This window comes from Desulfobacula sp., from assembly GCF_021107415.1.
In genome coordinates, this window is the sequence record NZ_JAIOSW010000379.1 from 1 (window position 1) to 13089 (window position 13089).

Annotated in this window: 12 protein-coding genes and 1 pseudogene; 1 reads left to right on the forward strand and 12 read right to left on the reverse strand. The window is 40.2% G+C overall.

Going from position 1 to position 13089, the window contains the following annotated elements; genetic code table 11:
• From K8S13_RS19005 to nhaC, 10 genes and pseudogenes are all read right to left on the reverse strand, one after another.
• Positions 1-362 (reverse strand): annotated as a pseudogene (locus tag K8S13_RS19005) (dihydroorotate dehydrogenase electron transfer subunit); the annotation flags it as partial.
• Positions 362-1267, reverse strand: coding sequence for a dihydroorotate dehydrogenase (locus K8S13_RS19010; RefSeq protein ID WP_291465003.1), 906 nt, complete (start codon positions 1265-1267; stop codon positions 362-364). The gene K8S13_RS19010 and the pseudogene K8S13_RS19005, both read right to left, overlap by 1 nt.
• A 32-nt stretch (positions 1268-1299) precedes the next feature.
• On the reverse strand, positions 1300-2346 hold the full coding sequence (locus K8S13_RS19015; protein WP_291465005.1) for a DUF2235 domain-containing protein: 1047 nt from the start codon (positions 2344-2346) through the stop codon (positions 1300-1302).
• Positions 2347-2392: 46 nt separating this feature from the next.
• Positions 2393-2695, reverse strand: coding sequence for a hypothetical protein (locus K8S13_RS19020; RefSeq protein ID WP_291465007.1), 303 nt, complete (start codon positions 2693-2695; stop codon positions 2393-2395).
• A 72-nt stretch (positions 2696-2767) separates the two neighbouring features.
• Positions 2768-3253 (reverse strand): hypothetical protein, encoded by a 486-nt coding sequence (locus K8S13_RS19025; RefSeq protein ID WP_291465009.1) that lies wholly within the window; start codon positions 3251-3253, stop codon positions 2768-2770.
• Positions 3254-3294: 41 nt separating this feature from the next.
• Positions 3295-4824: an ethylbenzene dehydrogenase-related protein gene (locus K8S13_RS19030; RefSeq protein ID WP_291465010.1), complete on the reverse strand. Its 1530-nt coding sequence runs from the start codon at positions 4822-4824 to the stop codon at positions 3295-3297.
• 25 nt (positions 4825-4849) lie between these two features.
• Positions 4850-6523 (reverse strand): hypothetical protein, encoded by a 1674-nt coding sequence (locus K8S13_RS19035; protein WP_291465012.1) that lies wholly within the window; start codon positions 6521-6523, stop codon positions 4850-4852.
• Positions 6524-6776: 253 nt separating this feature from the next.
• A complete protein-coding gene (locus K8S13_RS19040) occupies positions 6777-7886 on the reverse strand; it encodes an ABC transporter substrate-binding protein (RefSeq protein WP_291465013.1) in 1110 nt (369 codons plus the stop codon).
• Between the two features lie 63 nt (positions 7887-7949).
• Positions 7950-8411: a universal stress protein gene (locus K8S13_RS19045; protein WP_291465014.1), complete on the reverse strand. Its 462-nt coding sequence runs from the start codon at positions 8409-8411 to the stop codon at positions 7950-7952.
• Positions 8412-8429: 18 nt separating this feature from the next.
• Positions 8430-9896 carry a Na+/H+ antiporter NhaC gene (gene nhaC / locus K8S13_RS19050; protein ID WP_291465016.1) on the reverse strand — a complete coding sequence of 489 codons (1467 nt, stop codon included), beginning with the start codon at positions 9894-9896 and terminating at the stop codon, positions 8430-8432.
• A 372-nt stretch (positions 9897-10268) separates the two neighbouring features.
• Between nhaC and K8S13_RS19055 the strand changes: the two genes are divergently transcribed.
• Complete coding sequence (locus K8S13_RS19055; protein WP_291465017.1) at positions 10269-10907, forward strand: GntR family transcriptional regulator; 639 nt, start codon at positions 10269-10271, stop codon at positions 10905-10907.
• Positions 10908-11158: 251 nt separating this feature from the next.
• Here K8S13_RS19055 and nqrF read toward each other — a convergent pair whose 3' ends face one another.
• Together nqrF and nqrE are read right to left on the reverse strand one after the other, a co-directional pair.
• Complete coding sequence (gene nqrF, locus K8S13_RS19060; protein ID WP_291465020.1) at positions 11159-12370, reverse strand: NADH:ubiquinone reductase (Na(+)-transporting) subunit F; 1212 nt, start codon at positions 12368-12370, stop codon at positions 11159-11161.
• 20 nt (positions 12371-12390) lie between these two features.
• Positions 12391-12999 (reverse strand): NADH:ubiquinone reductase (Na(+)-transporting) subunit E, encoded by a 609-nt coding sequence (gene nqrE, locus K8S13_RS19065; protein ID WP_291465021.1) that lies wholly within the window; start codon positions 12997-12999, stop codon positions 12391-12393.
• Positions 13000-13089 lie beyond the last annotated feature (90 nt).

A 13089-nucleotide genomic window follows, 5' to 3' on the forward strand; every position in this document is an offset into this window, starting at 1 on the left:
ACCAGCGTGGCCAAAGGTGCCATACCACAACCACCGGCTACAACGGCAACCGTATCGTGTGATTTAATATCAAACCCATTACCAAAAGGTCCCCGGATTCCCATCAGATCACCCTTTCCCAGGGTAATAGCTTTTTGGGAAAAGAGTCCTTTGGCCTCAATGGTGATGGCAAATCGGTCTCGTGAATGATAGGAAATGGTATAAGGCTTTTCATCAATACCCGGAATCCAGACCATGATGAACTGGCCGGGTTTGAAGGGCAGGGCATAATTAAAAAACAGGGTGGCAAATTCCCGGCTTTCAACTTGTTTTTCTTCAACCCTCAGCATGATATGTTTCTGATCGGTAATCGTGTTCATCATTATTCTTCCTTATGGGCAGCCCCTTTAATATCTTCTATACTGTAGTTATGATCTGAAAGCCAGGATTCCATTTCCAGGGTGACTTTTTGAAACACATCAATTCCCCTGTATCGAACCGCACTTCCGATCCCCACAAGGCTTGCACCTGCCATCATCATCTCAATGGCGTCTTTTCCCGTAGTAATACCGCCAAGCCCGATGATGGGAATTTTTACGGCTTTGTAAATGTCAAAGACACACCGGATGGCAACAGGCTTTATCATGGGGCCGGAAAGTCCTCCTTTTTTAAAGGCCAGCACCGGCATTTTGGACTCAATATCAATCACCATCCCCGGTCCCACCGTGTTGATGGCACAGATGGCATTGGCCCCTGCATCCTCACAGGCTCTGGCAATGTCACCGATATCCAGGGCCTGGGGGGTCAGTTTTACAATGAGCGGAACATTGATTGCTTTTTTAACGGCAGAAACAACATCATGGGAAGATTGCGGGTTGACCCCGAATATCATACCGTGTTTTTCAGAGTTGGGGCAAGAGATGTTAATCTCGATGAAATCCGGTTTTTTTGACGATACAAATTCTGCAACCATCTGGTATTCTCTGACAGACCCGCCGTAAATGCTTGCAATTAAGGGAAAGTCTCTTTTTTCAAGATCCTTCCATTCATTTCCCATATTCAAATATCCGGGAGACGGCAGTCCCACGGCATTGATCATGCCGTGACCCAGATCAATCACCGTAGGGTTTTTATGCCCGTCCCTGGGTTCAGGGCCGATGGATTTCATGGTCACAAGGCCGCAGCCGTTTTCATGGACTCTTTCAAGAATGTCCTTGCTGTTCCCAAGAATCCCTGAAGCAAGAACCATCGGGCTTTTCAATGTTTTTCCAAGAAACTGGATTGTCATTATACACGTCCGTTGTTTTAAATTAATTTTTGTTAATCAATAAATTCATAAAGTTCATCCATTAACACGACGGGATCATATCCGGGTACGGTTTTTATTTTTTTCCGGGCAGAAATATGTACTTTGTAGGGTATATTACAGGGGATATTATCTTTGATAATCGTCGCATCCCTTGGTGCCATTGAGTTAATCAAATTTCTCCATTTTTCGGTATGGTAATGGATGTCTTCTTTGATATTGGGGTTAATCTCAATATCACTCACCTCAATGGTGATGTCTTTATTTTGATGGTCTTTGCCTTTAAGATTTTCTTTAGGAATATTTTCAGCCTTTTCATAAAAATTCAATCCGAATAATTTTGCTTTTTTCAACATGTAAGAAAGGGTATTGTCAGATAAGCCGTCCCGGTTGTAACCGCCGCCCACATCACTGTGAACCCCTGGAAACCAGATTTCATTCACACGGCTTTCATTATTCATTAGTGTGGGCCTGAATGCCAGCCGGTTCTCATCAATGGCAACCAGGTGGTATGCATTTCTGATTATGGGGCTGATAGTGCCGTTTTCAAATACAACATCGGAAACCGGGCGGGTATTTTTATTCAGATTGGGCTTGCCAAATGCAGCCACTGTATCAAAAACGCCAAGAAAGGAGATTACAGGGTTTTTATCTATAATTCCAGTGGCGGTTTGAAGGCCGTTTTTTGCTAATCTGCTCGCAAAGAGTCTGGCAATAGCGGCGCCTCGGCTGAATCCGAAAATATACAGTCTGTCATTTTTTTTGTAAATACGTTCAAGATCATTCATGGCTTCTTCCATGATGACCTCTGGTGCTTTAGCCGCAAAGGCGGATCGCCACAATCGTTTGAAAATATTGCCTCTTACACCAACACCGGGATAGTAAAAAGACATCTGGTCTTCAAAGGAAACAGCTGAGTTTTCAATATTTCCCCCGGCAAACAGATGAATTTTTAAAATATTGGAGATATTTTCATCCTTAGCCACACCATCTTTCTTTTTTTCTTCAGCATCACCGGGTTCATTTCCAGTGCCATCAAAGTTGATGATAAGTTTTTTCATGCTTCAGACTCCTTTTTGAATATAGAACTCTGCAAATGCAAAGCACTCAATATGCTGTTTGGCCTTCAGGCGCCTCATGCGGTTCGATAAATCCATCACCATTTTTATCCATGTTTTTGAAATGTTTTCCTATGAACTCTTTAGTATCTACTTTCCCATTCCCGTCCGTATCATATTTTACGATGAACGCAATTTGATTGATATTAACTTCATATTCAATATCAGGCGCCTCACCATCCCCTTCGTCAGGTTTTGCAGCCTCCTGGGCAAAACCGCCCGGGCTGAAAATGAGTAACAATGCAGAGATCACGGCAGTTAAAAATATTTTATTTAATAAATTCTTTTTCATTTTATTTTTCTCCTTTCTAAATAATTGGAACATATAACAGATGATGCAATTTGTTACCCAAAACGCCCAAGTTTAATCTCTGGGGGCTTCGTGCGGCTCAATAAATCCGTCACCATTTTTATCAAACTGAGAAAAATTCAAACCTTTATATTCTTTTTTTGAAATTTTCAGGTCTTTATCTTTATCATATTTTGCAATGAACACAATCTGTTTTGAAGTGACCTTGAATTTTTTTTCTTTGGGCGGAGCTGGTTCCGACTCGCCCTCTTTTAACGGCACTTCATTTATCGTGATGGCCCAATCAGAGTTCTTATCATACAGAGGCCAGCGTTTTCCACGGTATTGGGTGGATGGCTTGACCTCTTCCCATTCATCATGTGATATTTTTCCGTCCTTGTTCAAATCAAATAGATTCATGAACTCAATCCCACTTGCACCACCCTCCACATGGGGCCCTCGTTTTCTATCCTGCTTCACAGAACAACTTCCACAAAGGATTAATATCAATACCAGGACAATGGCCACATTAAGGGGTTTTAAAAAAAAAGTTCTAATCATAAAATTCTCTCCTATTTAAAAATGCCAATAAAGGTAATATATTACTCTTCAAAATAAAGACTGTAAACCTGATGATTGTAAGAATGTCGATTTGCGTTATGGTCAAAGGCTGCTATCGTAAAATCATATTTATGACCTGGCTTAAAGATAACATCATAAACACTTCCTGTATTGAGTTTTCTCATGATTCGTAACGTCCATCTATTATTTTCATAGGTTGAATAGCACCTGATATCAGCCCTGTCCCCTTTGGCATCATAAATCACTACTCCCGGTACTGCATACCCCCTTGGAAATTTTTTATCGGCAGTTTTCGTATAGATAACGGCCCTGGATTGAAACAATGCACCTAGTTTAACCGCGTCAAGAGCTGCCGGCAACATCATGGGGTGGGATATGCCTTTTATTCTATTGTTGGCATAACCTGGATCTCCCGGATCACCATGGCGGGCCTCTTTATCCATGGATATATCATCGGTTCCCAACCAATATTTATCATCAACATATCCGATGGGATCCATTCTTACTGATTTCCAGTGCCATATATCAACCGGATTATTTTTGGCTGTCCAGTGTTGTCCACGACCGGTTTTCTGATTGTTATGGCAATAAACCGCACAACCGTATCGCTGAAATTCACTATCTTTATTTATCGGAAATACCAGGGCTATTTTATCCTCATTGTATATCACTTCATCAGCTCCCCCCGGGTTCAATTGCACCCATCCTGATTCATTTTTAATCCAGGGACGGTAGTTCCGATTATAGACATCATCTTTCCATTGTATTTTCATAAAGATATGCTCATCATTATAGAGGGGCCAGAGAGTCGCCTCCGTTACTCCAAAGTCATAGCCGACACCATTAACAAGCTTTACCTTCATCTGATCAGCCTTTTCCCAGGGAAGAGAATCCATCTGACGTGCTTCAAAAACCGTATTTTCAATTTTCAACGCGGTAAGCATGCTGGAATCTGAGTGGATACTTACAAACCGTGTAAAAATGCCCCATGAAACAATCAAGCCGATCAATAGCCAGACAACCTGGAACCATTTGGCTTGCCTTATGGGAGCAAAGGATTGAATAAGCAAAGGGAAATATCTAAATAAAGCCAGATAGATATGTATAAGGATTGAAACAGGGGCGATGATCATACCGCTGACAGCATGTATAAACCTGCAAAGGTGGTAGAGCCACGCAGGAATATTTGTATAGATAAGCCCCAGACTGGTCATAACGCAGGCAACACCTGCACCAAGCAACATGATTGTCGCGATACGTCTCAGATTGGACAGCTTTATTTTTTTTAGCTTAGGGAAAAAATATATCAAAGCAATGATCGAGGCAGGCGCAAAAATAATTCCGATAATCTTGTGCCAGTGTATCATCCGCATACCCGGGTAAAAGGATGGGTAGCGTTCAAATATCGCCCAGGCAGGCATACTGACTGAATGTATGCCATAGCCGGTAAGGATAAGCAAAAGCATGCCGACACCCAGTAACCAGTGGGAAAGCCTGAAAAGATGTGCATAGGCTGTTTTTTTCTGTTTTTTTTGAATCCCCGGGTTCATGTTGCCTTCGTTTGATATTGATTCATTATTTGCCTTTCAAGGTAATTTTTTTAATGGCCTTTGAAGACATATTCGCAAACTCCGGTACATTTATAGCATAGCCGGTCTTATTAAACCGTTTGAGTAAAATAGAAGGACTGTCGTTCCCCTGTTCGTCAATATGGGTTAAGAAGAGCTCGGTAAACGGTGTATTTTCCTTTGATACAAATGCTATCCATTTACTGTTTGGAGACCATGTATGCCAGGAATTAACCCGGCTCAGATTACAACTCATTTTCTTTGCTTTTCCTCCGGCAGCAGGCATGATAAACAGTTTGCTGTCTTGTTGTATTACCAGACCGGACTCACTTTGAGTGAATACGATCCATTTGCCGTCGGGTGAATACCTGGGATAATAATTGCTTTTGCCATTGTTGCTTGCACCCGGGAGAGGTTCGGCAAGCCCGCCTTTTCCATTATTGAAAGGAATGCGATAGATATCAAACTTAATCGGATATTGTTTATTAAGCCGGTCAATATCGGCGTTCTCGACGGAAAATACTGTCTTGCCGCCAAGATTCCAGAATAAATCCATTTTTGAAGGGGCGCGGGAGAACAGAATGTGATTTCCATCCGGACTCCAGGAAGGATCGGTCTGGATAAAATCGCTAAGGTCCGCTCCTGGCAATGTGGCAACCTTTTTATTGTTACTTGAATAAACAGCCAGGCTGCCTTGCAAAGGGAAAAAAAGCTGGGAAAAATACAGGTCTGGAATTTTAATTAAAAACAATATCTCATTTACCGTACTTGCAATGTGCCTTCCATCAGGCGATATGCGTGAATACAACCCTGTGTTTTTAAGGCCGTCCATCCTTTGAAAATCGTTCCAGCTTATAAAGTCCTGATCCTTTAGTTCGATATTTTCGCGAACGCTGGTAAAAAGATAAGCACCCTTATCATTTTTATAATCCATGTCCATTCCGATGAGCGTACCGTCCTGTGAAAAACTATGGCAACTGCCGCAGACAGGCTGTTTTGACATGATCAAAGAAGGGTCTTTATAAGAGGAAATATCCCCAAGGACCCATTGTATTTGTTCAGGATGCCGGCTTGCATAATCAAAACTCGGATAAACTCGCCTGAACATAATTGATGCATCCACCGGGTCATTCGAAATTGATATGTTGACTATACCCTTTGAAGCTACTTCATTGGAAGGGGCTGATGTTACACCTAATATTGTTATTTGAGCGGGAGCTTCCAAAGAATTATGTTTCATCAATTTCCAGGTCTTTTTGTCCGGAGTCCAGTTTGATCTGCTGCACATTATATAAAATAATTTCTTTTTTTTATGGAATGAGACGATTAACAACCATTTGTCAACAGCAGTATTTGTTTTTTCCCACTTAAAGTTCGGGGCAGCAATTTCAGGCGGGAAGATGCTTTCATCGTATGGAGACCTGATTGTCAGGTCTTGATAGAAGGCATCCGTATTATAATTACCCAAAATTCGCTGAATATATTCTTCTATTGTTCCGTTAATCTTAGATGGTTCGATTTGATCATTAAGGATATATAAATTTTTTGATCCATCAGTGGCCCTGCTTGTTTCCAGTACAAAACATGAGGATATGATCAGGCATATTAGAGAGAAAAAAGAGATGTAGAATAACAATTCTTTTTGACTAATAATTTGACTGATTTTTTGAGGATAATGCATGCAATCTCCCTGCCACTTCTGTTGTTACTGATTTTTATGCAACACTGTAAAATTAAACCAATCACAAAATAGGTAATGCAATACGAAAACATAATGGAAAACAGTTATACGGTATTCAGAAAATTCTGACAACATTAAAAATGGAATAAGGAGCTTAAAAATATGGTTTTAAAAACCATTGACCCCGCTTTGTGAGCCAAGCTTGCAACGGAGAGGTAGAGATGCGATTAATCGCATCTCTACCTAAATCTTTTTATGGTCTTAAGCCACCACCAAAAGATAAACTTTTTATATTTTTCCAATGAATAAATTTCTTGTCCATTTTGTCTTGGTTTTCTGCCCACCATTTACCATCAAGCTTTAGGGTGTGTTTGCTGTTTTCAGAAAATGTAGGTAGATTTTTCTTGATTTTTGAAGAGATTAAAGCAGCGGAAGATTTTCGCGCAGGACCATATGCAATATATTTTGTAACATCGGCAAGACGTTGTGAATCTGTGATGAATTTAAGGAAATCCATTATTTCTTTTTTATTTTTGTTTCGAGTTCTCTTAGGAATGCACCACAAATCAAACTCCCAAATTTGACCGTCCCAAATGATCGTCATCTCTTTGCCAATGTCTATGGCCGATTGAATACGTCCATTCCAAGCAGAAGACATTACAACTTTTTCATTTTCTAAAAGCTCAACAGGTTCTGCTCCACCTTGCCACCAAACAATGTGCTTTTTGATTGTATCAAGCTTTGTAAAAGCCCTTTCAACGCCATTATCAGTTGAAAGTGTTTCATAAATTTTATTCATGGGAACACCATCAGCAATTAAAGCCCACTCTAAATTAATTCTTGCAGAACTTCTCAAACCTCTTTTGCCTGGAAATTTTTTTGTATCAAAAAAATCTACCACTGTTTTGGGAACCTCTTTTTTGAACTTGTTGTTTTTATAAACAATCACATTTGATGAAACTGTGTTGCCAACCCCATAATTCATCAGCGTCCCTTCTAAAAAATCTTTTTTAGAAGGCGTTCCGTCAGGTGCGGATGGAAGCGAGGCAATATCTATTTTTTCTAGTAATCCTTCTTTGCTGGCTATTATTATATCCGGCAAATACATATCAACTAAATCCCATTTTGTATTATATGATAAAACCTGAGCCCTTATATCTTTTAAACTGCCGTCATAATTTATAACCTCTATCTGAATCCCTGTTTTTTTTTCATACGGCAAAACTTGTGCAAGCATTTGACTTTTTGTGAAAGCACCACCCCAGGAAACAACTGTTAGTTTTTGTTGTGATTTGGCATATGCTGGTTGCAAAAGAGCAATCATAAAAATTGCAAGAATAATTGATTTAACAAAATTTTTCATATTTTTTATCTCCTATTTTTGTTATAAAATAAAGCCTCTAAAACTTAACAAAAAAACAACAAGTTATGAACGAATTAACAGAACAGAACATTTTGCATAACGTGTAACCTGAGAAGAGTTAACTCCAAGAAAATACTCTTTTATCTTTGACTCATGAGATGCCTTAATAATTATAAGGTCCGCTCCAACCTCTTTTGAGGTAAGAATAATTTCACTATGAACTTTTCCGCCCTTTACAATAGGCTCTGTTTTAATATCATTTGGTATCTCTCTTTTTATTAAATTTTGAAGATGTTCCTTGGCTTTATTAATATATTTTTCACGAAAATTTTTCGGTTCAGCATAAGCTTTAATACCAAAATCAAGCTGCATGGAAGTCATCATATTTACAAAATCAAGGTCTAATACAGTCAAAATGCTCAGTTTAGCATTATAGTTTTTTGCCTCTGAAACGGCAACAGGGAAAATGGATTTCCATGAACTTTCTTTAGCAATATCAATTGGTATTAGAATGTTTTTAAACATAATTCATTTCTCCCATATTTAATGCGTCATCGTTTTAAAATCTTCTGGTGTTATGATCATCTCATCCATATCTTTCCAACGCTGTTTTTCTTCATCGGTTGCCCTAGGAACAAAAAATCCAGTTGCCGCCCACAAAAGATCAAGCAGTGGAGATATCCAACACGCAAATGCAAAAGGTGCATAAACAAGAGTTGGAATACCTAAGGTTCCTGCAACAAAAGCGCCACCAACATTCCAGGGAATTAAAGGCGACACCAAAGTTCCACCATCTTCAATAGAGCGCGAAAGGTTGGTTGTTGAAAGTCCTTGCCCGCGATATGCTGGTGCAAACATTCTTCCCGGAAGAGCAATGGCAAGATAAATATCGCCTGTTACTGCATTTGTTCCAACAGCAGCAAAAGTGCTTGATACAATTAATCCAAATCTACCCTTTGCAACTTTCATAACTCTCTGTAAAATAACTTCCAAACAGTGCGTTTTTTCTAATATACCACCAAAACCGAGTGCTATCATCATAAGCGTGATTGTCCAGGTCATAGATTGAATTCCGCCTTTGCTTAATAATTTATCGACAGTAGCAATTCCTGTCTGACTTTTATAGCCACTTTGCATAGCATTAAAAACATCGTGAAGAGAAACATCCTGAGCAATCATCGCAATAATACCACCTACAACAACACCTGCAAAAATAGAAGGCAGTGCAGGATATTTTTTCATTGCAAGCACAACAACAACAAGTGGAGGCAACAAAAGCCACCAGGAAAGATAGAAGTTTTTTTGAAGTTCTGCACTGATTATAGCAACAGAATCACCCTGTATTGTCCCGCCGGAATATTTCATGCCGATAAAGCCATAAATTATTAGAGCAATGATCATAGATGGCAGTGTTGTTGGCACCATTCCTTTTATGTGGCTCCATAAATCTGTACCACAAACAGCAGGCGAAAGGTTTGTGGTATCTGATAGTGGAGACATTTTATCGCCAAAAAAAGCACCTGAAACCACTGCCCCACCAGTAAAACACATAGGAATACCAAGACCCTCACCTATTCCGACAAGTGCCAAGCCTACAGTTCCAACAGTTCCCCAGGATGTTCCTGTTGAAAGTGAAATCAAAGCACACACCAAGCAGCCTGCAACCAGAAAAATACCAGGACTTAAAATCGCAAGCCCATAATAGATTAGAACAGGAACTGTTCCGCTTAAAATCCAAACACCGATTATCATACCAACCGTCATCAAGATAGCGATGGACGGCAAAGCGACGGCGACTACACTAAACAACCCTGACTCCATATCACGCCACTTAAAACCCCATTTCCAAGCCATTGCACCTGTAATCATAATTCCTAGGGCAAGTGGAATATGAGGTGTAAAATCTTGAAAAATGAAAAGTTGAAGCATCATAAGAGCCATCGTTAAAACAATTGGCATTAAAGCCATTACAAATGTAGGTTTAATAACTGGTTTTTCCCCTTTTTGCATATTGTCGTCCCCCTTTTAGAATAGAATTTCAATTATCCAAATTTCTCTTGTGCAGTTGCTATTACAATCCATCCTCCTTTCTTTATAAAAAATTTTCCGGTCATCATATGGTATATCAATGAACCTTTTACAAAATTTCAATAATAGACTTATTGATATATCATTAATATAACCAGTAGTCTAATCAATGACATACCAAGCTGTCAAGCCTTATTTTGATAAAAAAGCCTTTTTTTATTTCAATTTTTTTGCAAGGTGAACCAAATTATTTGAAAATCCTTGAATTTATGATGAAAGTGGGTTAAGTACCAAATCAATGTGGCTTGTCAATGAAATATCACAAACTCTATTACTTCTATTCGGATATTTAAAATGAAAGATACAGTTTATAAAACTATACGGAAGCGGATTCTATATTTGGAATATCAGCCTGGGCAGATTCTGAACGAGAAGATCCTGGCCGAAGAATTTGGCGTCAGCCGGTCTCCGATCAAAGATATACTCAACCGTCTGGAGTGGGAACAGTTCATAAGAGTAATCCCCCGGACAGGGAGCATGATCACAGAGGTTGAATTCAGCCGGATCATGAATATCTATCAAGTCAGATTCGAGATCGAGTCTTTTGAAGCCAGCCTTGCAGAAAGCCAGTTTTCTTCCAAACATTGCAACCAGCTCAAGGATCTTCTTCATGCCTGCAACAACCTGTTTGACAAGAAAGATCCAAAAGCCCTGACCAAAATAGACATATCCTTAAGGGACATCATTCATGATTCAGCAGGTAACCCTGTTCTCGCAGATGTTTCCGACAAATTATATGCTCAAACATTTCGCCTGTGGTACAGCGTCCTTAGCAAAGGCGGCTGGCAAGAAGAAGTTACATCCGTGAAAACAGAAGTAAAAAAAATTATAGAATGGTCATCCTCGGGCAAACCAAATGGACTGGTTAAGATCAGAAAAACTCAACTGCTCAACCATTTTGACCGGCTGAGCAGAAAATTTCTTGGCACTTAGGTTTCCTTCCGTTGAGTCTGCATGGATTAGGTCATCTGATTTCAAGCTATATTGGAACTACAAGCCCCATAGGTCTGAACTGCAATACTGGCGCTGGGAACAGCATCATCATATGGCACAATGGATTTAAGATAAGCAGTGATAACATTCCATGTACATATAGAGAGGTTTGACAGTAATTTCCGATCATAGAGAAAATAAATCCGCAATCATTTAAATTAATTTATCAAGGTGCGCAGGTTCGTAATTTTTTAAAACTTATCATAAAAGATCATGTCGTCTTCAACCCCGAGGTCATACAGCCCGTTGATAATGGCATCGATCATGGGGGGAGGACCGCAAAGATAGTATTCTATCTCTGTGGGATCTTCATGTTTGCAAAGATAGGAATCACACAGATGGGTGTGGATAAAGCCGGTCAGGCCATCCCAGTGGTCTTCTTTTTCAGGGTTTGAAAAGGCAACGCGATAGGTGAAGTTATCATATCTTTTTTCAAGATCCCTGAAAATATCGTCGTAAAACATCTCTTTTTTGGATCTGGCGCCATACCAGAAAGAGATTTTCCGCTTTGAATTGATCCCGTCAAGTTGATGGAGGATATGGCTTCTTAAAGGAGCCATGCCCGCACCACCACCGACAAAACACATTTCATTATTTGTATCCCTGGCCATAAAATCTCCGTAGGGACCGCTGATGGCAACCTTGTCCCCAGGCTTAAGGCCAAAGATGTAGGAAGATCCGAATCCTGGCGGGAGACCCTGTGTCCCTGGCGGAGGCGTTGCAATCCTGACATTCATCATCATAATGTCATTATCATGGGGCGGGTTGGCAAGGGAGTATGCCCGGAACCCCGGTTTAATTCCCTTTGCGATGAGTTCCAAAAGATTGTATTTTTTCCATTCACTCACATATTTGCTTTCAATATGAAAGTCTTTAAAGATCAGATCATATTCAGGCACATCAATCTGGATATAGGCACCGGCTTTGAAATCAATGGAGGTTTCAGGTCTGATGACCAGTTCTTTGATAAAGGTGGCAACGTTATGATTGGATACCACAACAGCATCGATTTTTTTTATTCCGAATATGGATTCAGGGAGTTTAATTTCCAGGTTATCTTTTATTTTAAGCTGGCAGGACAAACGCTTGTTGGCAAGTTTGTCTTTTCTTGTGAGATGCGCAAGTTCTGTGGGCAGGATACTGCCGCCGCCTTCAATAACTTCACACTTGCACATGCCGCATGAGCCTGAGCCGCCACAGGCAGAGGGCAGGAAAATATCCTTTTGCGATAAAGCTGATAAGAGGGATGGATTGCCGGAAATTTTAAGCTTTTCATCTTTATTCCCATTAATTGTGAGCTCAAATTCATCCTTGCCGGCGACCCTTGATTCAACAAAGAGGAGCACTGTGACCAGGATCAAAATCACCCCTGAAAAAACCAATATGCTTAAGATGTATAACAATTTTAGTTCTCCTTAAATATTTAAAGGGTGATCCCTGAGAACATCATAAATGTCATGGCCATGAGACCCGCTATAATCATGGTGATGCCAAATCCTTCAAGTCCTTTGGGGACATTTGCATATTGGGTCTTTTTTCTTATGGCCGCCATGGATACAATCGCCAGCATCCAGCCGGTTCCGGAGCCTGCTCCAAAGATAATGGATTCGATAAATGTATAGTTTCTTTCCACTATGAACAGGGAAGTTCCAAGGATGGCACAATTAACCGCGATTAAGGGTAAAAATACCCCCAGGGTTGCATAAAGCAGGGGCGAGTACTTATCAATAATCATTTCAACAGCCTGGACAATAGCGGCAATGACGGCAATAAAGGTGATGAATTTTAAAAAGCTTAAATCAAGGTCGGAGAAACCTGCCCAGGACAATGCCCCCGGGGCAAGCAGTCCGTGATAGATGATCCAGTTGACAGGACTTGTCACGGTCAGAACAAAAATGACGGCAAATCCTAAACCAATCGCTGTCTCGATATTCTTTGAGACCGCGATAAAGGAACACATGCCCAGAAAATAGGCCAGAAGAATATTACCGATAAATACTGAATTAATAAACAGACTTAATAGATCACCCATGTGTTCTTCCTACCTTTTTACTTATATGTTTCAGGCTTTGATATCCCGGGCAGGCTGTTTTTCAGCCAGACCAGCAACCCGATAATGAAA